Below are 23,663 nucleotides of genomic sequence, written 5' to 3'. Positions count from 1 at the left end.
GGACCCCCGACCCCGAACCCCTGCCAGTGCCAGACCCGGTTGTGACGGCGGTCAAGTCGCCACTTCCGGGCCTGCCTCCCCCCGGTACCTGTGTCAACAGTGCCGCAACGAGATACATCCGGCGTACATCGGTCTTCCCGCCTGGCACAGCCGGATGCCACGATAGGTCGGTTCCAGAGTGAGGAGGTCAGGGCGAGTGGACAGTCTGAGGTACGGCATCCTCGGACCCCTGCGCCTCGTGCACGTCCCGGGCCAGCCGCTGAAGGCCGCGAAACCCCGCCAACTGCTGGCCACACTGCTGCTGCACCCTAACCGGTTCGTCTCGACCGATCTGATCGCCGACGCGCTGTGGGAGACCAATCCGCCGCGCTCCGCGACCGCGAACATCCGCACGTACGTCCGGGCGCTCCGCGGTGTCCTGCAGGAGGCCGGACTGCCCGCGCCGATCGACACGTCGACCGCCGGATACAGCATCGAGGTCGGTGTCGACGAGCTCGACGCCAGCCTGTTCGAGTCGCTGCTCGCGGAGGGCGGGCACCTCCGCGACGCCGGTGACGGCCGCCAGGCGATGCAGGTGCTGTCCCGGGCCTACTCGCTCTGGCGTGGCCGCCCGCTCGAGGATCTGTCGATCCCGGCCGCCTGGGAGGGCTCGATCGCCCGCCTGGAGGCGCAGCACCGTGGGCTGGTCGACAGCCTGCTCGACCTGCGGCTCGAGTACGGCGACGCGAGTGGAGCCGCCGTACTCCTCAGCGCGCGCCTCACCGAGGATCCGTACGACGAGCAACTCTGGCGTCGCCTGGTCGACGCCCTGCTCGCCGCCGGCCGGGTCGGCGAAGCCCGGGCCGCCTACACCAAGGCAGTGCAGACACTCGCCGACGAGCTCGACATCAAGCCGGGTCCCGACCTCGAGGCCGCCGGCGCCCGCGCCGAGAACGGCCGCTCCGCCAACTGGCCGAACCCGGGCATCCCCGCGGCCCGTACGACGGAACGCCCGGAACCGGATGTCGGCGTACCGCAAGGCCGATGGGATGCGCCGGAACTGACCGATCCGCAGCGGCCACCGAGTCAGTTGCCGCTCGACCTGGCCGACTTCAGCGGCCGGCGGGAACACCTGGAACAGCTGCGTGACCTCGTCTGCGGTCGCGACCCGGTGCGTCCGCCGGTAGCGGTCATCTCCGGAGCGCCGGGGACCGGCAAGACGTCCTTGGCCGTACGGCTCGGGCATCTGGTCCGCGAGTCGTTTCCGGACGGGCAGATCTATCTGGACATGCACGGTGCGACGCAGCCCCGGGATCCGGCCGCGGCACTGACCGATCTGCTGCTCAGCCTCAACCTGCCGGACTACGCGATCCCCACTGACCCCGACCGGCGCTCGGCGATGCTCCGGTCCGAGCTGGCCAGCCGCCGGGTGCTGATCATCCTCGATGACGTCGCCACCGCCGGTCAGGTCACCCCGCTGATGCCGGGTACTGGCGCGTCGGCCGTTGTCGTCACCAGTCGCAACCGGCTGATGGACCTGGCCGGCGCCGACAGCCTGCCGCTCGACACGTTCGACGACCGCGAGGCCGCCGCGCTGCTCGCGTCGGTGGCCGGCGCTGATCGGCTCGACCAGACCTCTCCGGAAGCCGAGGAGATCCTGACCGCCTGCGCGAACCTGCCGCTGGCGATCCGGATCGTAGGCAGCCGGCTGGCCCAGCGTCCCGACCTCAGCGCGCGGGAGCTCGCTCGGCGGTTGCGCGACGAGACGTCGCGGCTGGACGAGCTGAGCATCGGCGAGCTCGCCGTCCGCACGAGTGCGGACCTGAGCTACGGCGCGCTCAACCCGGAGGAGGCCCGGCTGTACCGCCTGATCGGCCATTTCGCGGTCGGCGTCTTCTCGGCGCGGGCCCTGGAGGCGGTCGCGTCGCCGGCCTCGGTACGACGCAGCCTCGACCGGCTGATCGAGGTGAACCTGGTCCGGATCAGCTCGGTCGACCACCGGGGGACGGCTCGCTACCGGGTCCACGACCTGCTGCGTCTGCACGCACTCGGCGTCGGTGACGAGGAGCAGAAGGCTGAGGCGATCCGGGACGTGGAGGCCGTGCTCGACGCGATCCTGAACAAGATCCGCCGGGCCAACAACGCCTTGGCCTTCGAGTACTTCGGCGTACTCGAGCACACCGGGCCGCTGACTGCGCCGGACCCAGCGCCGTTCACGGAGACCGACGCGATCGCCTGGTTCGACAGCGAGCGCAGCACCTTCGTGCCCGCGATCCGCGCCGCCGCGCAGAACGGGCTGCACGAGTACGCCTGGCGGATCGCCGCCGCCTGGGGGCCGTACCTCGACATGCGGGCCGGCTTCGACGACTGGAACGGGTCGCACCAGCAGGGCCTGCTCAGTGCGATCGCCTGTGGCGACCGGCGCGCGGAGGCGATCATGCATCGTAACCTCGGCCAGCTCGGGCTCTACCAGGACGACTGGGACCCAGCGTGGCGGCACCTGAACGAGGCAGCGAGTGGGTTCGCCGAGGCCGGTGACCGGCTCGGCGACGGCATCACCGCCGTCGGACTCGGCACCTGGCTGCGCGAGCGTGGGCGGCCCGACGAGGCACTGGCGCAGTACGAGAAGGCCATCGAGGCGTTTGTCGAGGTCGGCAACGCGAACGGCGAGGCAGTCGCCCGGACCGCGACCGCGTCCATTTGGCTGGCCCGCGACGACACGGTCACGGCCGGGCGGTATCTGGCTCAGGCCTTCCTGCTCGGCGTACGGCTCGGCGACAACCACCGCGAGGCCAAGGTACGGCGGCGGATCGCGGCGCTCCGCATCCACCAGGAGCGCTACGACCAGGCGGTCCGTCAGCTGCGGACCTCGTTGGCGATCTTCAACGGGATCGGTGACGACCACTGTGCGGCGTACACCCGGGCCGAGCTCGGCCGTGCGCTGATGGCCCGTGGCGAGGTGGCCGCGGCCCGGAAGATGCTGCTGGACGCGATCGACATCGGTCACCGGCTGGGTGATCGCAGCGTCGAGGGACAGGCCGCGCAGCACCTCGGCCAGTTGTATCTGACCACGGGCAACCTCGACTCCGCCCGGCGTACCCTCGACCGCGCCGCACGGGTCTGGCAACAGGCCGGCAACGACGTCCGCGCCGCCGAGTGCCGCCGCGAGCTGGCCGCCTTCGACCCCGGGGCCGCAGCCGGCTGATCACCTTGTGTGGTTGGCGTTTGCGAATGTACGGCGGCTGTATTCGCACCCGGCAGGATCAGTACTGCCACGGCAAGCAGGCCGAGGGTTTCGGGGGAACGGGGAGGAGACCTTATGGCCTGGGGGGAGGTTGCTGTGGAGCGCCCGATCGTCCCGCGGGTCTCGAACCCGCGGGACACGGAGGCGGCGCTGAACTGGCAGCTGGAACGGGTGGGCTCGACGGCCTGGCAGGACTGGCCGTTGAAGTTCCAGCGGATGTCTTTCGGCTATGCCCAGGACAGCGGCTGGCACGACGCGGCCGATGCGGTGCGGTGGCTCGATCATCACACCCTGCTGCACGAAGGGGTGGCGCCACGGGGGGCGCTGGTCTGGTACCACGCGGCAGACCGGATCCGGGTGGCTTGTGCGCTCGGATCCGGTCAGGTGGTCGGCCCGTTACTCAACGGTCAGGTCGAGATCGCGGACCTGGCTGTGCTCAGCAATGACTGGGTCTGGTCCGAGCCCCATTTCCCGTTCGGGCACTGACCTTCAGTCGTTGGTGTGGTTGGTGACCGGGCTCTTCGGGGCGGCGTGCCTGGGGGCATCCTCCGCCGGGGTCGCGGTGCGGTTGCGGCGCTTCGCGAGGAAGTACTCCACGACCATCGGGATCAGCGAGATCAGCACCAGCAGGATCAGCGCCGACTCGAGATGGTTGTGGATGAACTTCACGTTGCCGAGCGCGTGGCCGAGCAGGGTGATGCCGGTCGCCCACAGGACGGCGCCGATGCCGGTCCAGAGGAAGAACTTCTTCGGTTCCATCCTGCCCGCGCCGGCCACGACCGTGATGAAGGTCCGCACGATCGGCACGAACCGGCCCAGCACCAGGGCGCGCGCGCCGTACCGCTCGAAGAACTCGTGCGTCTGCACGAGGTACTTCGGTTTCAGGATCCGGGCGTTCGGGTTCTTGAAGAGCGTCGTCCCGAGCGCTCGGCCGATGTAGTACCCGGAGACGTTGCCGAGGAACGCCGCGACGGTCAGGATCACGCAGGCGAGCCACAGCGGGACGCTGATGGTCCCGGCCGCGATGAAGAGGCCGACGGCGAACAGCAGTGAGTCGCCGGGCAGGATCGGGAACAGCAACCCGCACTCGATGAACACGACCAGAGCCGTCCCCCAGAGGGCCCAGTCACCCAGCCAGTGCAGCAGGTATTCCGGATCCATCCAGTTCGGCATCAGCATCGCGGCAAGAGAGAGCACGCGGACAGGGTAGCGTCCCGAACTGTGCAACAGCTGAGTGGCGATGATCTTCGCGGTGCGGACACGGTCGGTCCGAACGAGGTCGGTGTCGGCCCGTGGCAGGGCGAATGGCCGGATGATCCGCGCCTGGATCCGGAGCTGCTGGCGGCCGGCGACCGGCGGAACGTGGTGGATCGGTACCGGTACTGGAAGCTCGAGGCGATCGTCGCGGACCTCGACACGCAGCGGAACCCGTTCCACGTCGCGATCGAGAACTGGCAGCACGACCTGAACATCGGCTCGGTCGTCCGGACAGCAAACGCATTCCTCGCCGCCGAGGTGCACATCGTCGGCAACCGGAAGTGGAACCGCCGCGGCGCGATGGTGACCGACCGCTACCAGCACGTGCGGCACCACCCTCGCTTGGCGGACCTGGCGTCGTACGCCGCTGAGCGTGAGCTGCCCGTGATCGGTATCGACAACCTGCCTGGCGCTGTCCCGTTGGAGACCTTCGAGTTGCCGCGCGGCTGCGTCCTCCTCTTCGGTCAGGAGGGGCCGGGGCTCACGCCGGAGGCCCACGAGTCGTGCAGTGCCGTCCTCTCCATCGCCCAGTTCGGCTCGACCCGCTCGATCAACGCCAGCGCCGCGGCTGCGATCGCCATGCACGCGTGGATCCGGCGGCACACCTTCGGTCAGCCGTCCAGCAGCTGATCCAACGGCCGGTGCAGTCAGGAGAACAGATGTGGGCTGATCAAGCGATCTGGTGGCAGGTCTATCCGCTCGGGTTCTCGGGGGCGGCCGCTCATCGTTTGCGGAAGCTGGAGGACTGGCTGGAGTACGCCGTCGAGCTTGGTTGCTCAGGGCTACTACTTGGGCCGGTGTTCGCGTCGGAGACGCACGGGTACGACACCGTGGATCATTTCCGGATCGACCCGCGGCTCGGTGACGACGAGGACTTCGACCGGCTCGTGGCCGCGGCTCACGCTCGCGGTCTGCGCGTCGCGCTCGACGGAGTCTTCAACCACGTCGCCCGTTCGTTCGATGCGCCGGCCGACTGGTTCCGTCGCGGCCCGGACGGCACGGTCGACACCTTCGAAGGTCACGAGCACCTGGTCGCGCTCGACCACAGTCAGCCGGCGGTCGCGCAGTACGTGACCGACGTTCTGACGCACTGGCTCGATCGCGGTGTGGACGGTTGGCGGCTCGACGCGGCGTACGCCGTACCACCCGGGTTCTGGCGCGCAGTGCTGCCGCGTGAGCGGTTCCCGGACGCGTGGTTCTTCGGTGAGGTGATTCACGGTGACTATGCCGGATACGTCGCGGAGAGCGGCCTCGACTCGGTCACGCAGTACGAGCTGTGGAAGGCGATCTGGAGCTCGCTCAACGACGGCAACTTCTTCGAGCTCTCGTACGCCCTTGGCCGGCACGACGAACTGCTCGAGAGCTTCGTGCCGCAGACGTTCATCGGCAACCACGACGTGACCCGGATCGCGACCCGGCTGGAGGATGGGCGGCACCTGGGTCATGCGCTGGCGATCCTGTTCGCGGTCGGCGGCGTACCGAGCATCTACTACGGCGACGAGCAGGCGTTCCAAGGGTTGAAGGAGGACCGGGCCGGCGGTGACGACGCGATCCGGCCCGCGTTCCCGGATGCGCCGGCCGGACTGGCGTCGTCCGGCTGGCCGACGTACCGGTTGCACCAGCGGTTGATCGGCGTACGGCGGCGCAACGCGTGGCTGACCCGTGGTCGGACGACGGTCGAGCACCTAACCAACCAGTTGGTTGCGTTGCGGACCGTCGGGGACTCCGGCTCCGTGTTGCTCCTGCTCAACATCTCGGACCAGCCTGAGCGGTTCCCGGTGGACGCGACCGGACTGACGGTCGGCGCGCAACCCGGGGCCGGTGTACCTGAGGGTGATCCGCTGCTGGTGCCTGCGCACAGCTGGAGATTCCTGACGAGTCCGTAACCTCCGCCTGTGGTCCCGCGTTGTCCCCGTTAAGACAGAAGTGAGGCTTCTCGACCAAAGTCAGCCCCAACTCGGGCGGGGCGGCGTGCATCGTGCATGTCGTACTGGGTTTGTGACGGGAATAGGGGGGTAGTTGATGAGTTCACTGTGGGACGAACTGATCCATGAGCTGGGCACCGTGCGCGCCTTGAGCGCAGCGGCTGTGGAGGCGCGCACGGAAACGTCCCGGGTCGCGCTGATCACCTTGCTGGACGCCGAGGCCGCCGAGATCTCGGCGATCCTCGACCAGATTCTCCAGGAGGCCCAGCAGACGTCAGTGGCCTAGCAGCGTGGTCAAGGCCTGGCGCAGGACCTCCGTCGGATCTTCGGGCTGCTCGAAGGCGCGGTAGGCGATGTGCGCGTCCGGCCGGACCAGCAGACAGCCACCGTCCGGGATCTCGCGCACCCGCGACCAGTCGCCGTACAGGTCCTCGAGCTCATGGCCCGGACCGATCACAAACGCTTCGATCGGTACGCCGAGCTGCTCGGACACCGTCTGCGCGGCCTTCACCCACGCGCCCCCGCCGATCCCGGTGAGCAGCGTGAACCGGCCCTTGCCGACCACGTCCAGCGTGCTGACAGTCTCCGATCCGCGCGTCAGCCAGCAGTGCGGGATCCGGGCGCCGGGCCACGTCGTCGGGTGGTAGTACAGCTCCTCGTCCCGGTCGTACGCCGGTTCCGGCGTACCATCGCCGATCACGGCGGCCGACTGGTATCGCTGACCGAGCTCCACGCCGTGCGCGTTGAACTCGTAGTCCTTCAGTTCGATCGCGGTCCGCAACTCCTCGCGCTGCGCGGCGCCTTCCGGGGTGTCGTCCTTGCGCGACTCGATCGTCCGTCCGGCCGGCGCGTCCGGCGTCATCCCGAGTGCACGGAAGATCTGGCCGAACTGCGTCCGGCTCTTGTTCGCCCGTTCCACGATCTGCTTCGCGATCGGTGTCCGCTCCTCGTCGTACGTCTGGAGGAGTTCCGGCGCTGCCTGGCCCTTCAGCACCAGCGAGAGTTTCCAGGCCAGGTTGTACGCGTCCTGGATCGAGGTGTTCGAGCCGAGGCCGTTGCTCGGCGGATGCCGGTGGATCGCGTCGCCCATGCAGAACACGCGGTTGACGCTGGCCCTTTGGGCGTACATGTGGTTGACGCTCCAGACCGACGTACCCTTCAGCTTCACGTCGATGGTGTCGTCGCCGACCAGGTTGTGCACGATCTCGGTCGCCATCGCCTCGTCGACCACCGGTGCGGGCTGGGTGATGTCGTAGCCCCAGACGATCAGCCACTCGTTCCAGGGCCGGACCATGCGGACCAGGCCGGCGCCGATCCCGCCGATCTGGGCACCCGGCTGGAGCACCCAGTACAGGACGCTCGGGCGATGTGCGACGTACCGCGAGAGGTCGGCCTCGAAGACGATGTTCATCGAGCCCTCGATGTCCATCGCGCCCGCCATCGGCAGCCCGATGTCCTCGGCGACCTTGCTGCGCCCGCCGTCCGCGCCGATCAGGTACTTCGCACGGATCTGGTACGTCGTGTCACTCAACCGATCCCGGACCGTCGCGGTCACTCCGTCGTCGTCCTGCTCCAGCGAGAGGTACTCGGTGTTGAACCGGAGCCGGGCACCACGGCTGGCCGCCGTACTGACCAGGATCGGCTCGAACAGTGTCTGCGGCAGGTCGCAGGGGAGGGTCGGACTCGCCTCGGTGTAGTCGGCCAGCCGGCGCGGGTGCGTGCCCCAGGTGCGGATCCGGCCGATCTCCTCGCCGGCCAGGCTGGTGCAGAACGCAGTCTCGCCCATCAGGTGGTGCGCGGTGCCCTTGTCGACGACCTGGTCCTCGATGCCCATGTCCCGCATCAGTTCGATCGTGCGCTGGTTGGTGATGTGCGCGCGGGGTGTGTTGGCGGTCCAGCCGTAGCGGGACAGTACGACGTTGTCGACGCCGTACGTGGACAGGAAGAGCGAGGCGGCACCGCCGGCCGGCCCGCTGCCGACGATGAGGACATCTGTGGTGATCACTGCTGCGTCTCCTCGGTGGTGGCGAGCACCAGGTCGTAGCTGACGGAGTAGTAGGGCTGGTCCGGGGTCTTTCCATCCGGTGCTCGGCTGCCGGCCGGGTGCTCGGTGAACTCGGCGATCAACGAATCCTTGACGCCGAAGACCGCGTCGTTGCCGAGGTACTCGTCACCTGCCGCGAAGACGTGCGTGATGAGCCGCGCGTACCCGGGTGCGGTGACCATGAAGTGGATGTGGGCCGGGCGCATCGGGCCGCGGCCGGCGGCCCGGAGGAGCTCGCCGACCGGGCCGTCGTCCGGGATCGGGTAGGCGACCGGCTTCACCGCCCAGAACGAATAGTTGCCGTCGGCATCGGTTGTCAGATGGCCGCGGTTCTGCGGCCCGTCGACGTCCTTCTGGACGTCGTAGAAGCCTTCTTCGTCGGCCTGCCAGGTCTCGATCAGAGCTCCGGCGATCGGCTCACCCTTGGTGTTCAGGACGCGGCCGCTCACCAGGCACGGCTGTCCGGGGGCGCCGTTCGCGATGTCGCCGCCGAGTTGCACCTCGGGCGATCCCTCGACGAAGAACGGGCCGAACACGGTCGACTGGGTGGCCTCCGGCGGCTTGCGGTTGCCGAGGCCGACGGTGAGCATCGAAAGGCCGAGGACGTCGGCCAGCAGCACGAACTCCTGCCGGGTGCCGGTGGAGATCTGGCCCGTCCGGGTGAGGAAGTCGATCGCGGTGAAGTACTCGTCCTCGGTCAGGTCCACCTCCCGCGCGAACGCGTGCAGGTGCCGCACGAGGGCGCTCATCACGGTTCTGGTGCGTGGGTTCGTACTCCCGCCGAAGCTGGCCACCACCGCCTCGGTCAGGTCGTCGCCTTGCAGATCCATCCGGTTGCTCCTCATACCTCTCGGCTACCTGGCTCTGGGCTGCCTGGCCGGGTCCCGGCCCAGGCGCGGGTGAGAATCTCTTCCACGAGTTCTTCGGTCACGGGGATCGGGTTGGCCGTCGGCTGGAACGCGCGCGCGGCCTCCTCCGCCTGCTCCCGGCTCAGCCCCAGCTCCCGCAGGCTCGTCGATACTCCCGCCGCGGCGAACAGGTCGAACAGACCGCCGGCCAGCTCGTCGGTCTGCAGCGCTTCCTCCAGACGTGCCTTGGCTCTCGGTACTGCAGGCGCGTTGAAGTGGGCGACCTGGGGGAGTACTGCGGCGTGGGTCTCGGCGTGCGGGAGGTTGTAGGTGCCCCCGAGCAGATGGCAAAGCTTGTGATGCAGTCCGGTGCCGGCTGTCGCGAGCGCGGATCCGCCGAGGCAAGCGCCGTACAGGAGGTTGCTCCGAGCATCCAAGTCGATCGGGTCCGAAAGGATCTGGTTGAGTCCTACAGTGAGCACCCGGAGGCCTTCGACTGCCGTCGTCTCGGTGATCGGATCGGCCTTGGGAGTCCAGACCGCTTCCACACAATGCGCGATCGCATTGGCAACACTCGCCGCCGTCACCTTCTTCGGCAGGTGCTGACTCAACACAGGGTCGTAGACAACGACCCTCGGCAGCACCCGCAGATCCGTCCCCGTCGTCTTGCTCCCACCCGCTGTCTCACCCCACACCGGCGTCATCTCAGACCCCGCATACGTCGTAGGCACCGCAACAATCACCACCCCACCCGACGCCCCACCCACCGCCCCGCTGGTCAACCCACCCACCGGGCCGCTTGCCGGCCCGGTTGTCAGTGCCACGGCTTTGGCCAGGCCGATTGCGGATCCGCCGCCGATGGCTACGATCCCGTCGGCGCCGATCTCGCGCGCCTTGTCCCGGGCTGCCTCGGCGACCTCGGTCGGCACATGCTGAGCCACCCCATCGATCCGGCCCGCGAACCGATCGCCCAACTCCACCTCGACCACGTCAGCCGCATCCCGCGCCGACCTGGTCGCCACCACGAGCGCCCGCCGGACGCCCAGCAGTTCCACCTCGCCGGCGACCTGGTCGAGCGTCCCCGCGCCGAACACCACCCGACCTGGCAGGAACGTGTGCACGAAACCCGACTCACCCATCGACGACCTCTGGACGGAGGAGCCGGCGCAGGGCAATCACCCCGAGGGCGTCAGGGAGGAGAACTGGACGTTGCATCTGCTGCCCCGCTAGGATTTCGCTGAGCGAATAGTTCTTCTTTCAACGAAAAGTAGGCTAGCCGATGGCGAGTGAGGCGTCTACAGGAACGTTTCTCCAGGGCCTCGAGCGCGGGCTCGCCGTGATCCGCGCGTTCTCGGCCGACGCGCCGTCGCTGACGCTCAGCGAGGTGGCGCGCTCCGTCGGGATCACCCCCGCGACGGCCCGGCGGATCCTGCTCACGCTGGAGGAGCTCGGGTACGTCCGCAGCGACAGCCGCCGGTTCTCGCTCACTCCGCGCGTACTCGCGCTCGGCTGGGCCTACCTGTCCTCGCTGGACCTCGGCGAACTCGCCGGCCCGTTCATGGAGGAGCTGAGCGCCAAGACCCGCGAGTCCTGCTCGATCGCGACCCTCGACCTCCCAGACATCGTGTACGTCGCCCGCGTACCGACGAGCCGCATCATGACCGTCGCCCTCGGCGTCGGCGCCCGCCTCCCCGCCTACCCGACCTCCATGGGCCGAGTCCTCCTCGCAGGCCTCGCCGACAACGAGCTCACGTCGTACCTCTCGACCCTCCAGGCCGAGTCCCTCACCGCCCGCACGGTCACGTCTGCCGACAAGCTGCGCGAGACCGTGAGCCGAGCCCGTGCGGATGGGTTCGCGTTGGTCGATCAGGAGCTGGAGCTCGGTCTCCGCTCGATCGCCGCGCCCATCCGCAACTCCCGTGGGCGCACCATTGCCGCGCTCAACGTCTCGGCTCACGCGTCTCGCTCGACGCCCGCGTCACTCCGTGCCGACGTCCTGCCGCATCTCCAAGCCGCCGCCGACCAGATCACCACGGCACTGACGCACCGCGGCCATCTGTAGGAGAGGCGTACGGGCCGAATGAACTCACCCGGCGACGGGTCAGGCGTTGTTCAGCCGGTGCAGCAGTTCGGCGTCGAGACTGATCTCGACGGCGTCCAGCGCCTCGTCGAGCTGCGCTATGGACGAGGCTCCGAACAGGGGGATGACGACCGGGTCCTGGTGCAGCATCCAGGCCAGGACGACCTGGTTCGTGGTGACGCCGAGCTCCTGTGCGACCTGGCGGAGCGCCTCGAACCGCAGGGAGGCGGTCGGGTGCGCGTAGCCGCGCACAGCCGGGAGTGGCCGCTCCGGACGGCTGTACGCCCCGGCCAGGAGCGTGCTGTAGGCCACCAGGGTCATGTCCCGGTGTTCGCTGAGGTAGTCGAGATGCTCGATCCCGGCGTGCGAGAAGTGCGGGGTACCGAGGCGCTCGACGCCGGTCAGGGGCAATGGACTGGGCCAGAGGTAGGTGTAGTGCTGCTGGATCACCGAATATGGTTCGACACCCTGGTCCTGGGCCAGCCGGCGTGCGCGTTCCAGCCGCCAACTGGTGGTGTTGCTGCAGCCGATCACATCGACGACGCCTTCGGCAGCGAGCCGCCCGAACGCAGCGACGGTCTCCTCGAGTGGAGTGGAGCGGTTGTCGATGTGGGCGTAGAACAGGTCGATGCGGTCTACGCCCAGCCGGGTGAGACTCTCCTTGGCGGCAGCTTCGATGACCGGCGCGCTGAGTCCTTCCCAGTGCGCGTCGCCCGGGTCGCCGGGCTTGGTCGTCTTGGCGCCGCACTTCGTGGCGATGACCAACTGGTCGCGAGTGCCTCGGGAGCTCATCCATCGCCCGAGCAACTCTTCACTCCGGCCGGCGTCTCCACCCCATTGCCCGTAGTTGTTGGCGGTGTCGACGAACGTCCCGCCGGCCTCGACGAAACGATCGAGGATCGTGGCCGCCGTGTCCGGGTCCGTCGACGTACCGAAGTTCATCGTCCCCAGACACAGCGCACTGACGGTCCGCCGGCCACCAATGGTTCTGTACAACATGTATTACTCCCTCGGTTCGGAGGTGCTAGGCCGAGACTGCGGAGGACTGGCGGGATCCGCGGTAGGCGGCGATTTTGCGGTTGATGATGTCCAGGTCGCTGTGGAGGTTGGCGATGTGGTCCAGGACCCGGTCGCGGTGGGCCTCCAGCAGCTGTATGCGCTGTGGCTCGGTGGCGTCGCCGGCCTTGGCGAGCTCGGCGTAGCGGAGCATCTCGCTGATCGGCATACCGGTTGCACGCAAGCGCATCAGGACAGCCAGGCGCCGTAGGTCGGTCCGCGCGTACTGCCGACGGCCGGCGTGGTCGCGGGCGACGCCCTCCAGCAGGCCGACACGCTCGTACCAGCGCAGTGTGTCGATCGACAGGCCGGTCATCGTGGCGACCTGCCCCACGGTGAGCGGTCCCCCGACCTTCGGGACGAGTTCGTCGATCCCGCAGTTTTCTACGTCCGGTGATTGATCATTCACGCCGTCCAGCCTTCCCCCTGGAGTGCACTCCAGGTCAAGCCCTTTTCGCGGTCAGCCTTTCAGACCGGCCAGGATCTCGAGGTAGTGCGGGTTGCTCATGATCCCGATCAGGTTACCGAACGGATCGACCACCGACGCGGTGCGGAATCCGGTGTTGTTGCCACGCTCAACGATCCCCTCGTTCAGTGTGGCCCCCAGCTCCAGCAGGCGCTCGAGCTCGCCCTCCAGGTCGTCGACGTGCCACGAGACGATCGCGCCCGACGGCCCGTTGCCCACCGGGTGCGGGGCGTACTTCGCGTCGATGATCCCCAGCTCACACTGGAAGTCACCGAACCTGAACTCGACGTACGCCGGCTCCTCCGCCGACGGCACCACGTAGTACGCCTCGATCCCCAACAGCTTCGAGTACCACTCCCGCGCGGCCTTCACGTCGGCGGCGTAAAAACTGACGGTCGCAAATCCTCGCAACATCTCGGTGGCCCTTCCTCGGTGTTCCAGGTTGATGACCACCACCCTTCCAGCCAAAGTGCTCACCGAATGAGCACTTTGACCGGGACTTCTGAGAGGGCCTCAGTCGGTCTGGGTGACCTTGCGGAGGCCTCGAGGGGCGTCGGGGTTGAGGCCCAGTTTGCGGGCGAGGGATTCGATGGCTCGTTGGGCCGGGATGATCAGGGCGAGCGGGGCGAGGGTCTCGGGGAGGTCTGGGCCTGGGAGGTTGACGTCGCAGCGGGAGGCGAAGGTGGAGTCGCCGCCGATGCCGAGGATCTTGCTGCCCTTCTCGCGGACGATGCCGGCGAGCTCGGTCATGCCAGGCAGGGCGGGACCTTCGCCGGCCGCGACCAGGATGGTGACCAGATCGGCGTCGACGACCGCGATCGGGCCGTGCTTCAGGTCGGCGTACGACAGGCCACGGACCGGCTGCAGGCAGGTCTCCTCCAGCTTGAGGGCCACCTCGAGCGTCGTGCCGAAGGTGAGTCCGCGTCCGCTCGCGAGGACGTCGTGCGCTCCGGCGAGCAGGTCCGCGGCCGCCTCGACTGACCCCGACAGCATCTTCGACGCCGCGTCCGGAACGCGGGCGATGTCCGCGTCCAGCGTCCCGGGCCGCTGCGCCAGCGCGTCGACGGCGACCGTGATCGCGGCGAGTTGGGTCGTGTAGGTCTTGGTCGCCGGTACGGCGAGCTCCTGCCCGGCCTGAGTGATCAGCGCGACGTCGGCCGTCGACGCCAGAGGGCTGTCGCCATCGTTGGTGATGCCGACGATCGCGGCGCCGTTGCGCTTGGCCCACTCCGCGGTGTCGACGATCTCCTGGGTCGCGCCCGACTGGCTGACCGCGACCACCAGGGAGTTCGACAGGTCGAGGTTGGCGCCGTACAAGGTGGCCACCGAGGGAGCGGCCAGCGACGCCTGCCGGCCGGCGTGGATCTCGGTCAGGTAGCGGCCGTACACGCCCGCGTTGTCCGACGATCCCCGGGCCACGAAAATCACGTGCCGGCGCCCCGCGGCCAGTCGCGTGATGTCGTGCCGCAGCGGCAGAACGTGCTCGAACGTCGCGGCCAGCGCGGCCGGCTGCTCGGCGATCTCGCGCGCCATCTGAGTTTCCTGGGCGGGAACAGACACCACTACGATCACTGGTCCTATCTGGTCTTAACAGGTATGCTGCGCACGATAGCAGTGAGCGGCGTCCCGGGGCACCCCCGAGGGCCGCCCAGGTCTGGAGGATCGAGATTCGATGGTGGCGACCAAGCGGGCCCAGGTCCGATCGGTACTGGAACGGCTGATCGACGTCGAGTTGCACCCCGGGGACCCGATTCCTTCCGAACGGGCCCTGGTGGACAAGCTGAACGTCTCCCGGGTGACCGTCCGGCAGGCGATCAGCGACCTGGTCGAGTCCGGCGCCCTGGAACGCGTGCACGGCAAGGGCACGTTCGTCACCGGTCCACAGGTCGACTCCCAGTTGCACCTCACCTCGTTCTCCCGGGAGATGCGCGCCCGCGGCCTGGAGCCCGGCACGGTGGTGCTGTCGGCCACCGAGATCGAGGCCTCCGACGAGACCGCGAAGGGCCTGCGGGTCGCCAAGGGCACCAAGGTGATCCGGGTCGAACGGCTCCGCACCGCCGACGCCTCGCCGATGGCGTACGAGGTCGGCTACTACCCGTCCGCGCTCTTCCCCGGCCTGCTCGGCCGTGAGCTCGGTACCTTGTACGACGTCTTCGCCAGCGAGTACGACGTCGTGGTCACCTCCGGTGAGCAGACCGTCCGGGCGGACAACGCCGACGGTCATGTCGCCCGGGTGCTCGGCGTGGCCAGGCGGGCACCCCTGCTGGTCCTCGAGCGCACCACCTTCGCCGGCCGCAAGGTCGTCGAGCTGTCCTGGTCGGCCTACCGCGCCGACCGTTACCGGCTGCACATGGCCCTGACCCCGCGCGGCCCGAGAACCGGGTCCGCCTGAGCGACGGCGGCCGGTCGCGGGAACGACGCCGGAACCGGGCACGACTCCCGGACCGGCTGTCACATCCGGGACATCCGGCCGCAACGAACTGGATCTGTCCTGTTCATCAACTGGTCTGCACCCCTGCCGATCGCTCCCTGGCCGCCTGGCCGGCTCGGCAGGCGGCCCGCCGGATCCGACGAAGTGCCCGGTGGCCATACTGGAGCTCAACCCACAGTTCTTTTGTTGTGAGGAGTACCGCGAGACATGCCTATTGCCACCCCTGAGGTCTACGCCGAGATGCTGGACAAGGCCAAGCAGAACCGCTTCGCCTACCCGGCCATCAACGTCAGCTCCTCGCAGACGCTGATCGCCGCGATCCGCGGTTTCGCCGAGGCGGGCTCGGACGGCATCGTCCAGGTCTCCACCGGCGGTGCCGAGTACCTGTCCGGGTCGACCGTGAAGAACATGGTCACCGGTTCGGTCGCGCTGGCCGCCTACGCGCACGAGGTCGCCAAGAACTTCCCGGTGAACATCGCGCTGCACACCGACCACTGCCCGAAGGACAAGCTGGACGGCTTCGTCCGGCCGCTCCTGGAGATCTCCGCCGAGCGCGTCGCCCGCGGCGAGAACCCGCTGTTCCAGTCGCACATGTGGGACGGCTCGGCGGTCCCGCTGACCGAGAACCTGGAGATCGCCAAGGACCTGCTGGCCAGGACGGCCGCGGCGAAGATCGTGCTGGAGATCGAGGTCGGTGTCGTCGGTGGCGAGGAGGACGGCGTCGCCAACGAGATCAACGAGAAGCTCTACACCACTGTCGAGGACGGCCTGGCCACGGTCGAGGCGCTCGGCACCGGTGAGAACGGCCGCTACATCACCGCGCTGACCTTCGGCAACGTGCACGGCGTCTACAAGCCGGGCGCGGTCAAGCTCCGGCCGGAGATCCTGAAGGAGATCCAGGACCAGGTCGGCGCGAAGGTCGGCAAGGAGCGCCCGTTCGACCTGGTGTTCCACGGTGGGTCCGGCTCGACGCTGGAGGAGATCCGGGCCGCGGTCGACAACGGCGTGATCAAGATGAACGTCGACACCGACACGCAGTACGCGTTCACCCGGCCGGCCGCGGGCCACATGTTCAGCAACTACGAAGGTGTGCTGAAGGTGGACGGGGACGTCGGCAACAAGAAGGCCTACGACCCGCGCGCCTGGGGCAAGCTGGCCGAAGAGGGCATGGCGAAGCGCGTCGGCGAGGCCTGCGAGAGCCTCCGCTCCACGGGTACGTCGCTGAACGGCTGACATCGGATCCTCCTAAGGGTCTTCGAGGGGGCTCACCGCTGCGCGCGGTGAGCCCCCTCACTCACATCCGGGCGCGGGCGAGGTGGAACTGCCGGACGCCGGTACGGCGGGATGCTCGGGTGAAGGTGGCGCGGACTCGGTCGATGACGGCGGGCGGGTCGTTGAGGTCGGCCCAGGAGATCCAGCAGCGCTCGACCGGTTGCGGAGCGGTCGGATCGGAGATCGGTACGGGTGCTGGTGGCTCGTCCTCATCCGGCTCGAATTCGTCGCACCAGAAGGGGAACCGGGGCTCGAAGTTCAGCACGGTGCGTTCCTCGGGGAACCACAGCGAGCTGGTCTCCGGATCGGCCGGGTCAGGCGCGTCCGGGGTCGGGCACAGTGCGGGGGCCGGGAATCCGGCTTCGGCGAGGATGAAGCGGAGGCGTGATTCGGCGACGGACGCCGAGTCCGTGCAGGCGTGGGACACCACAGCGAGGGCGCGTTCGTCCCCGTGGTCTTGGACGGCGCGTTTCAGCGAGCGTCTGGTGACGAGACCGGAGTACAGAGCGGCTTCGGTCAGGACGACGGCGGGCGTTGTGGGGGCGGTCGCGGCGACCTCGACGATCGCGCGGGCGGGAGAGACCATCCGGAGCTTGTTCCAGAGCTGGATGCCGGGGCCGACTGGATCGCGGATGTGGCGGTGGACGCCGCCGACGCAGCCCGAGCGGCCGGCGGAAGCGGTCACGTGCACGCGGGACAGGTCGAGGCCCCAGACTGGCAGCGCGTGCAGGGCCGCGGCGGACTGGTGGCTGGCGTAGACGTTGGGCCCGCCGGAGCGGAGCACGCGATACACCTTCCGCAGGTGGAGAACTTCGTCGGTCACGAGGATCAGGGAACGACGCTCGGCGTAGGTGCCCGGCCGGATCCGGCGCCAGCGGCCGGTGTCCAGCAGGGAGTCGATATCGGGGTCGGGGTAGCCGCAGGCCCGCGCATCGGCACGGGTGAACACGCCGCCCCGGATGGAGGCCATCACGGAGAGTTGAGGGTTCATGCCCTAGAAACTGCCGTGATCGAACCCCGCCCAGAACGACGACTTCAAATCTGTGGAGAACCTGGGCACAACCTCAACCGACGCAGGCGAACCCCGCCTGGGAGAGGGCATGAAAAAAGCCCGTCATTTGTCTATGACGAGCTCCGCGCGGGTTGGTACCCAGGGTTGCCAGAGGAGCGGCATGTTGGCCTCGGCGGGTGTGCGATTGCCTTTCCGCTCGTTGCAGGAGGCATGGGCGGCGACGGCGTTCAGCCACTCGGTGCGGCCGCCCCTGGATCTGGGTTGGACATGGTCCATGGTGTCGGCATTGTCCAGACCGCAGTACGCACACCGGAACTTGTCCCGCCGCAGCACACCGTGCTTGCTGTACTTCATCCGGCCGGCCGCGTAGCGCCAGTGGGTGACGACGTACCGGACCAGGCGCAGCACGCGTGGAACCGGAAAAGGGCCGATGGTCCGCTCGCCGTGCGCCTCTTCCACCACTGCGACCTCGCGGACCAGCATCCGGATGGCGTGCTGGATCGACACGGTGTGCAGCGGCTCGTATGACGCGTTCAGGACTATGACGCTCATCCGGTGCCTCCTTCCGGCCGTAGCTGGGAACCACGGCGGCTATGACGCAGGGTCTCAAGCATCCGTGGCCGGTCGGTGAACGGTCAACGGATTTCGTCAGACGGTCACGTTCCGGTACGGCTGCGTGATCGGCGAAGATGTGCCTATGGAATTGAACAATCTGCTCTCAGGTCCTCCCGAGACACTACTCCCCGTCGACCCGGCCGCGGCGGAACTCGCCGCCGGGGCAGCGGCAGTGGACGTCGCCGCCAAGTTCCCGACCTCGTCGCTGGCCTGGGGGGTGCTGGCCGAGGCGGCGCTGGCGGACGGACGCACGATCGAGGCGTACGCCTACGCGCGGACCGGATACCACCGCGGCCTGGACCTGCTCCGGCGCAACGGCTGGAAGGGTCACGGGCCGGTCCCGTGGGAGCACGAGCCCAACCGCGGGTTCCTGCGCTGCCTGGCCGCGCTCGGGAAGGCGGCCGCGCTCATCGACGAGAAGGACGAGGCCGAGCGCTGCGCGACCTTCCTGCGCGATTCGTCACCCACAGCAGCCGATGTCCTGAGCTGAAACGTGGTTGTCGGGCTGGTGACTCGACGGCATGATCCGTCGAGTGATCAGCCCGTATGCGCAGGACGGATTCAGAGTCGGCTTCGACTGGGGCCCGGTAGGGGCCGAGGTGGTCGCCGGCTCGCTCGTCGCGGTCGTGGACGTGCTGTCGTTCACCACGGCCGTGACGGTCGCGGTGGATCGCGGCATCGACGTGTACCCGTACCGCTGGCGCGACGAGACTGCCGTTGCCTACGCGAAGCAGTACGACGCCGTGCTCGCGGTCGGACGATCCGAGGCGAGACCGGGTGACGTGAGCTTGTCGCCAGTAACCATCCGCCAATCGACCGGAGTCCAGCGATTGGTGCTGCCGTCGCCCAACGGCTCGACCATCGCGCAACAACTGAGCGACAGCGGAGCCACAGTCATCGCGGTCTCGCTGCGCAACCGGGCTGCGGCGGCTGCGTGGGTGAACGAGCGCTGCGCCGAGGACCCGGACCTCAAGGTGGTCGCCATCGCGGCAGGTGAGCGGTGGAAGGACGGCTCGCTCAGGCCGGCGGTCGAGGATCTCTGGGGTGCCGGCGGCTTCCTGAGCGCTCTGCAGCCGGCCGGGTTGTCGCCGGAGGCGCGGGCGGCGAAGGCGGCGTACGACGCTGTGGCGGACGAGCTCCCGGTCGTGCTGCGCGACTGCGCCGGCGGTCGCGAACTCACGCAGTACGGCTTCCCCGAGGATGTGGCGATCGCGGCCGAGGTCGACAGCAGTCGGTCAGTGCCCGTACTGCGGGACGGTAAGATGAGGGCGTCAACCTGAACCACGAGGTTTCTGCCCGTTGACAGAGCCGGCAGGCGGCGAGCGTCCCCGCTTCCTGCCGAACATGGACGGTTGTAGGCGGACGGACAGACCGGTGAAGCAGGACGCCCACGGTCGGGTCCCCGCCCCTTCGGGCAGCGGAAGGTCTCACCGTGCCGGCACTCACCGGACGGATCAGCACGCCCACAACCACCTACGCAGCGGTACTGCGTACCCCCGGGGCGTGGAAGTTCTACTTGGCGGCGGCACCGGCTCGCATCGGTATCGCCATGACCGGCCTGGGCATCGTCTGGCTGGTCCACGGATCGACCGGCTCGTACGCCGCGGCCGGCAGCGTGACGGGTGGTTTCGCGGTCGCCGAGGCGCTGGCAGGTCCACAGGTGGCTCGCCTTATCGACCGTTTCGGACAGACCCGAATGCTGCCGATCACGCTGCTCGCTCACGCCGCCGCAGTCGCTCTGCTGATCAGCCTCACTGTCTCCGATGCACCACTCTGGTCGCTCATCATGGCGGGTGTCGTGGCAGGCGGATCACTTCCGCAATTGGGTGCACAGACTGCCGCGCGCTGGTCGCACGCACTGCGTGGCACGCCATTGCTCTCGTCAGCCTTCGCTCTGGAATCGCTGAGCGTCGGAGTCGCGTTCATGGTCGGGCCAGGCCTCGTCGGGACAGTCAGTGCCTTTGGCAGTCCGGTCGCAGGGTCTGTACTCGCGACGAGTCTTCTGCTGACGGGAGGCCTCCTGCTGGCGGTGCAACGTCGTACGGCGCCACCGGCCGGCCCGCGTGGTCAGCACGAACGCTCAAAACGCCTGCTACACAAGCGATTCGCCGGACTGGTCGGGACGAACATCGGCATCGGCCTCTTCTTCGGCAGCATGCAGGTGTCCGTCACGGCCTTCGCAGTCGCGAGAGGCACACCGGGTCTGGCCGGACCGCTCTACAGCATCACCAGTCTGGTCAGCCTGTTCGCCGGACTCGCCTATGGTGCAAGACGCTGGCGTACAGCTCCGCAAACGCAGCTCGTCATCGTGCTGGTCGGTCTCACCGTGGCCTGCGTGCCGCTGATCGCGGTGCAGAGTCCTCTCGCTGCGGCTTTCGCTCTGGCGCTACCTGGCTTGGCGATTGCGCCGTTCCAGACGCTCTCGGCCGTATTGGCCGAGTCCTCGGTGGAGCCCGCCGTACTCACGCAGGCCTTCACTTGGCTGAATTCAGGCAGCGCAGCTGGGATCGCACTGGGCGCGGCGTTCGCGGGTCGCATCGTGGACACTCATGAGCCCCACTACGGCTTCCTGGTCGCCCTACTATCCGCACTGAGCTCTACCGCGATGGCTGGGGTCGTCTGTCGAGTCAGGGCGGGCAACGATTCGACCGGCAGCGCGGGTAGCGGAAGGTCGTGCTGACCTAGCGTAGTTTTGTCGGCGACACCTGCAACACTTCGTTCGGCAAGCAGGTAAGGGCGACGATCGAACATCGTCGATGGATAAGCTCGGTCTCGGTCGAGATGAGGGGGACACGATGACGGACATCTACAGGACGCCACTCCTCACAGCACGGGAGTCGGCGAGGTATTTGAAGATGCCCGAGTCGACGTTGGACGGCTGGTTGGCTGATGACTCTCGGCAACCGCTGGTGCATGCGGTACCTGCCGAGCGGCGCGGGTGGCCGCGGGTCCCATTCGTCGGCATCATCGAGGCCTATGTGCTACGGACGTTGCGTGAGCAGCTGGGCTTTTCCATGCCCGACATCCGGAGAGCTGCCGACCTCGCTCGCTCTGAGTTCGACGATCCGTATGCGTTGGCAAGCGAACGGATCGCAACCGATGGCGTCGGGCTGTTCGTTCGCGTCGCGGACGAGTCGGTCGTTCATGCACGGGACCGCCAGATTGCCATCCCTGAGGTCATCTCCGAGTACCTGACATACATCACTTGGGACGCGACAGGTAGTCCGGAACGGCTCAGCTTGCCGCAGTATCCGGCCGAGGCCGAGGTCATCATCGACCCGCGGTTCGGATGGGGAGCCCCTGTCCTTGCCAGGAGCAAGGTGCCGGTCGAGGCGCTGGTCTCGCTGTGGAGAACCGGCGAACCCATGAGCGCCGTCGCCGAGGAGTACGATCTGCCCGCGGATGTTGTAGAAGATGTCCTCCGCCAGGCCGCCTGAGTTCTTCTTCGATCGCAGTCTTGGCAAAGCTTCAGCCAAACGGCTGCGTGAGCGTGGTTGGATCATTCACCTGATTGCGGACTTCTATCGTGATGATGCCGTGGATGTCGCCGACGAGGAGTGGATAGCCGAGGGCTGCTCTCGCGGCTGGTTGCTGCTCACCAAGGATCAAAAGATCCGCTACCGTGCGAACGAGTTGGGCGCACTGGAGGTTGGGCACCTTTTCTGTCTCGCGTCCGGGAACCTAGGCCTGGATGACATGGCCCAACGGTTCGTCGAGGCGGAGCGTGCAATGGTCAACGCCAGCCAGAGGTACCCCGTCGGATTCTGGCACGTTCATGCACAAGGGCGGATCACCAAAATGTGGCCCTGACCGCTACGGGATGGCTGCAGTGGCGCAGCTCAGCGGTAGGTGATCTGGCGTTCGGCCGCGGCTCTGGTCGCGTACTCGGCCGGTGTCAGGCCGATCTGCTGCTTGAACTCCTTGGAGAAGTGAGCCTGGTCGAAGTAGCCGAGTGAGGCGGACAGCTCCGCCAGTTCGACTACTTCGCCCTTGGCGAGCAGCTCCGCGCCGTCATGCAGGCGGTAGCGGCGGAGCACCCACTTCGGACCCACACCGACATAGCGACGGAACAGCCGCTGCAGTGTCCGGATCGGGATGCCGAACCGCTCGGTGACCTGGTCCACCCGAGCCACGGACCGATCCGTCGACATCGCCGTGACGATCTCCCGGACCAGTTCGTACGACGGATCCGGGGGCGCCAGGTGGTCCCGGAGAAACGCCTCGAACACCGCACGACGCCGTACGTCGGACTCCTCGGCGAACACCAGGTCCGCAAGCCGGTCGCCGTCGGGGAAGACTGCAGTCAGCGGCAGCACCTGGTCACGGAACGACGCCACATCCATCCCGGTCACCGCACCGAACCCACCGGCCCAGAACTTCACCCCGAACGCGCGGCCCCGCCCGACCAGCTCGCGCTCGAACTTGCGTGTGCAGACCCCGTTCACGAACGCGCCGCCCGGCTGTTCGAAGGTGATGTTGACGCTCGGGAACGGCAGCACCTCGGCCGTGTACGGCTCGTCCAGGTCCCACTCGACGATCCAGTACCACTCCACGAACCGGCCGACCTCAGGGCCGGCCGCGAGGCGGCTCAGCGAGCGGTGGCGGGCCTGCTCCCGCGGGTGCAGGATGCCCTTCTCGCTGTCCGGCGGTGGTGTGCTCACACTGGCTGTCGCTTTCTTACAAGACCGGTACGGCGTCCTTGCCGTTGACTGACTGTCATGACGACGAACACGGTAAACCCCATCCCCGACGGTTATCACTCGCTGACCCCGTACCTCGCCGTACCGGACGGCGCGAAGGCGATCGAGTTCTACCAGTCGGTGTTCGGGGCCGAGGTGATCAGCCGGCAGGACATGCCGGACGGGCGGGTCGGTCAGGCGGAGCTGAAGTTCGGGAACTCGATGCTGCAGCTCAGCGACCAGATGCCGCAGCTCGGGCTGCGCGCGCCGAACGGCGAGTGGGTGCATTCGTCGCTGGTGCACTACGTCCCGGATGTGGACGCGACGTACGCGAAGGCGGTCGCGGCCGGGGCGAAGCCGGTGGAAGAGGTGCAGACGTTCATGACCGGAGACCGCTTCGGCACCGTGATCGACCCGTTCGGCCACCGCTGGGCGATCCTGACGAAGGTCGAGGACGTCTCGCGCGAGGAGGCCGACCGCCGGGTCAAGGAGTGGCTGGCCTCGAACCCGGAAGGGCTGGAATAGGCCAGAAAGCCTTGCGCACAAGGCGCTTCCTCGGATGAGCATGAGGAAGCGGCCCGCCGGAACCGTCCCCTGCGGCAGTTTCGGCGGGCCGCTGACTAAGAGTGTGCACGCGATCACGGAAAATGGCAACCCGTCGGTTGATGAAACAGTTACTTGAAGTGTGCGTTTCGGCCTTGTGGACGGGGCCGAAAGGTGCCGCCGCGGTCCGGTAGGCTTTGGTCGCAAGAGCC

25 protein-coding genes are annotated in these 23,663 nt (G+C 68.0%); 14 read left to right on the top strand and 11 right to left on the bottom strand.

Annotated elements, in window-relative coordinates:
- Nucleotides 1–196: 196 nt before the first annotated feature.
- Together OG558_RS09160 and OG558_RS09155 are read left to right on the top strand one after the other, a co-directional pair.
- Complete coding sequence (locus OG558_RS09160) at nt 197–3,184, top strand: AfsR/SARP family transcriptional regulator (RefSeq protein ID WP_405069817.1); 2,988 nt, start codon at nt 197–199, stop codon at nt 3,182–3,184.
- 114 nt (nt 3,185–3,298) lie between these two features.
- Nucleotides 3,299–3,709 carry a hypothetical protein gene (locus OG558_RS09155; RefSeq protein ID WP_329482737.1) on the top strand — a complete coding sequence of 137 codons (411 nt, stop codon included), beginning with the start codon at nt 3,299–3,301 and terminating at the stop codon, nt 3,707–3,709.
- Between the two features lie 3 nt (nt 3,710–3,712).
- Here the strand turns inward: OG558_RS09155 and OG558_RS09150 are convergent, their stop codons facing one another.
- Nucleotides 3,713–4,420, bottom strand: coding sequence for a DedA family protein (locus tag OG558_RS09150; protein ID WP_329482735.1), 708 nt, complete (start codon nt 4,418–4,420; stop codon nt 3,713–3,715).
- Nucleotides 4,421–4,444: 24 nt separating this feature from the next.
- Here OG558_RS09150 and OG558_RS09145 point away from each other — a divergent pair, with 24 nt between their 5' ends.
- The 3 genes from OG558_RS09145 (at nt 4,445) to OG558_RS09135 (ending at nt 6,691) form a co-directional block, all read left to right on the top strand.
- The gene (locus tag OG558_RS09145) at nt 4,445–5,110 is read left to right on the top strand and encodes a TrmH family RNA methyltransferase (protein ID WP_405069816.1); all 666 of its coding nucleotides are present in this window, start codon (nt 4,445–4,447) and stop codon (nt 5,108–5,110) included.
- A gap of 29 nt (nt 5,111–5,139) precedes the next feature.
- Nucleotides 5,140–6,366 carry an alpha-amylase family glycosyl hydrolase gene (locus tag OG558_RS09140; protein WP_405069815.1) on the top strand — a complete coding sequence of 409 codons (1,227 nt, stop codon included), beginning with the start codon at nt 5,140–5,142 and terminating at the stop codon, nt 6,364–6,366.
- A gap of 136 nt (nt 6,367–6,502) precedes the next feature.
- Nucleotides 6,503–6,691 carry a hypothetical protein gene (locus OG558_RS09135; protein WP_405069814.1) on the top strand — a complete coding sequence of 63 codons (189 nt, stop codon included), beginning with the start codon at nt 6,503–6,505 and terminating at the stop codon, nt 6,689–6,691.
- Here OG558_RS09135 and OG558_RS09130 read toward each other — a convergent pair.
- The 3 genes from OG558_RS09130 to OG558_RS09120 are packed head-to-tail and all read right to left on the bottom strand — an operon-like array spanning nt 6,680 to nt 10,436.
- Nucleotides 6,680–8,410, bottom strand: coding sequence for an FAD-dependent oxidoreductase (locus tag OG558_RS09130; protein ID WP_405069813.1), 1,731 nt, complete (start codon nt 8,408–8,410; stop codon nt 6,680–6,682). The two genes, OG558_RS09135 and OG558_RS09130, sit on opposite strands and share 12 nt — an antisense overlap.
- A complete protein-coding gene (locus OG558_RS09125) occupies nt 8,407–9,279 on the bottom strand; it encodes an intradiol ring-cleavage dioxygenase (protein WP_405069812.1) in 873 nt (290 codons plus the stop codon). Before OG558_RS09125 ends, OG558_RS09130 begins: the two co-directional genes overlap by 4 nt.
- 11 nt (nt 9,280–9,290) lie before the next feature.
- Entirely contained in the window at nt 9,291–10,436 is a 1,146-nt protein-coding gene (locus OG558_RS09120) for a maleylacetate reductase (RefSeq protein ID WP_405069811.1), read from the bottom strand.
- A gap of 140 nt (nt 10,437–10,576) precedes the next feature.
- On the opposite strand from OG558_RS09120, the gene OG558_RS09115 reads away from it, so the two are divergent.
- Nucleotides 10,577–11,359, top strand: coding sequence for an IclR family transcriptional regulator C-terminal domain-containing protein (locus OG558_RS09115; protein ID WP_405069810.1), 783 nt, complete (start codon nt 10,577–10,579; stop codon nt 11,357–11,359).
- 39 nt (nt 11,360–11,398) lie between these two features.
- Here OG558_RS09115 and OG558_RS09110 read toward each other — a convergent pair whose 3' ends face one another.
- The 4 genes from OG558_RS09110 to OG558_RS09095 form a co-directional block, all read right to left on the bottom strand.
- Nucleotides 11,399–12,376, bottom strand: a complete 978-nt coding sequence (locus tag OG558_RS09110) for an aldo/keto reductase (protein ID WP_405069809.1) — start codon at nt 12,374–12,376, stop codon at nt 11,399–11,401.
- 25 nt (nt 12,377–12,401) lie between these two features.
- Complete coding sequence (locus tag OG558_RS09105; RefSeq protein ID WP_405069808.1) at nt 12,402–12,842, bottom strand: MerR family transcriptional regulator; 441 nt, start codon at nt 12,840–12,842, stop codon at nt 12,402–12,404.
- 51 nt (nt 12,843–12,893) lie between these two features.
- Entirely contained in the window at nt 12,894–13,313 is a 420-nt protein-coding gene (locus tag OG558_RS09100) for a VOC family protein (RefSeq protein WP_405069807.1), read from the bottom strand.
- A 99-nt stretch (nt 13,314–13,412) separates the two neighbouring features.
- A complete protein-coding gene (locus OG558_RS09095; RefSeq protein ID WP_328524455.1) occupies nt 13,413–14,432 on the bottom strand; it encodes an SIS domain-containing protein in 1,020 nt (339 codons plus the stop codon).
- 139 nt (nt 14,433–14,571) lie between these two features.
- Here OG558_RS09095 and OG558_RS09090 point away from each other — a divergent pair, with 139 nt between their 5' ends.
- Both OG558_RS09090 and fbaA read left to right on the top strand, forming a co-directional pair.
- Nucleotides 14,572–15,291: a GntR family transcriptional regulator gene (locus tag OG558_RS09090; RefSeq protein WP_131363764.1), complete on the top strand. Its 720-nt coding sequence runs from the start codon at nt 14,572–14,574 to the stop codon at nt 15,289–15,291.
- A gap of 246 nt (nt 15,292–15,537) precedes the next feature.
- The gene (gene fbaA, locus OG558_RS09085; RefSeq protein ID WP_405069806.1) at nt 15,538–16,563 is read left to right on the top strand and encodes a class II fructose-bisphosphate aldolase; all 1,026 of its coding nucleotides are present in this window, start codon (nt 15,538–15,540) and stop codon (nt 16,561–16,563) included.
- 61 nt (nt 16,564–16,624) lie between these two features.
- Here the strand turns inward: fbaA and OG558_RS09080 are convergent, their stop codons facing one another.
- Nucleotides 16,625–17,593: a type IV toxin-antitoxin system AbiEi family antitoxin domain-containing protein gene (locus OG558_RS09080; protein ID WP_405069805.1), complete on the bottom strand. Its 969-nt coding sequence runs from the start codon at nt 17,591–17,593 to the stop codon at nt 16,625–16,627.
- A gap of 123 nt (nt 17,594–17,716) precedes the next feature.
- Entirely contained in the window at nt 17,717–18,166 is a 450-nt protein-coding gene (locus tag OG558_RS09075; RefSeq protein ID WP_328524452.1) for an HNH endonuclease, read from the bottom strand.
- A gap of 145 nt (nt 18,167–18,311) precedes the next feature.
- On the opposite strand from OG558_RS09075, the gene OG558_RS09070 reads away from it, so the two are divergent.
- The 5 genes from OG558_RS09070 to OG558_RS09050 all read left to right on the top strand — a co-directional run bounded on the left by OG558_RS09070 (nt 18,312) and on the right by OG558_RS09050 (nt 22,039).
- Nucleotides 18,312–18,719, top strand: coding sequence for a DUF3151 domain-containing protein (locus tag OG558_RS09070; RefSeq protein WP_328524451.1), 408 nt, complete (start codon nt 18,312–18,314; stop codon nt 18,717–18,719).
- 31 nt (nt 18,720–18,750) lie between these two features.
- On the top strand, nt 18,751–19,509 hold the full coding sequence (locus OG558_RS09065; RefSeq protein ID WP_405069804.1) for a 2-phosphosulfolactate phosphatase: 759 nt from the start codon (nt 18,751–18,753) through the stop codon (nt 19,507–19,509).
- Between the two features lie 152 nt (nt 19,510–19,661).
- Entirely contained in the window at nt 19,662–20,909 is a 1,248-nt protein-coding gene (locus OG558_RS09060) for an MFS transporter (protein ID WP_405069803.1), read from the top strand.
- A gap of 115 nt (nt 20,910–21,024) precedes the next feature.
- A complete protein-coding gene (locus OG558_RS09055; protein WP_405069802.1) occupies nt 21,025–21,666 on the top strand; it encodes a DUF433 domain-containing protein in 642 nt (213 codons plus the stop codon).
- A complete protein-coding gene (locus OG558_RS09050; protein ID WP_405069801.1) occupies nt 21,644–22,039 on the top strand; it encodes a hypothetical protein in 396 nt (131 codons plus the stop codon). The genes OG558_RS09055 and OG558_RS09050 overlap by 23 nt, the downstream gene beginning before the upstream one ends.
- Before the next feature lie 29 nt (nt 22,040–22,068).
- Here the strand turns inward: OG558_RS09050 and OG558_RS09045 are convergent, their stop codons facing one another.
- Complete coding sequence (locus tag OG558_RS09045; RefSeq protein WP_405069800.1) at nt 22,069–22,890, bottom strand: DUF6597 domain-containing transcriptional factor; 822 nt, start codon at nt 22,888–22,890, stop codon at nt 22,069–22,071.
- A 57-nt stretch (nt 22,891–22,947) separates the two neighbouring features.
- On the opposite strand from OG558_RS09045, the gene OG558_RS09040 reads away from it, so the two are divergent.
- A complete protein-coding gene (locus OG558_RS09040) occupies nt 22,948–23,433 on the top strand; it encodes a VOC family protein (protein ID WP_328524447.1) in 486 nt (161 codons plus the stop codon).
- Nucleotides 23,434–23,663 lie beyond the last annotated feature (230 nt).

This window comes from Kribbella sp. NBC_01510 (assembly GCF_045040325.1).
GTDB lineage: Bacteria > Actinomycetota > Actinomycetes > Propionibacteriales > Kribbellaceae > Kribbella.
The sequence above is the reverse complement of the archived record's forward strand: the minus strand, read 5'-3'. Positions and strand labels throughout refer to the sequence as shown.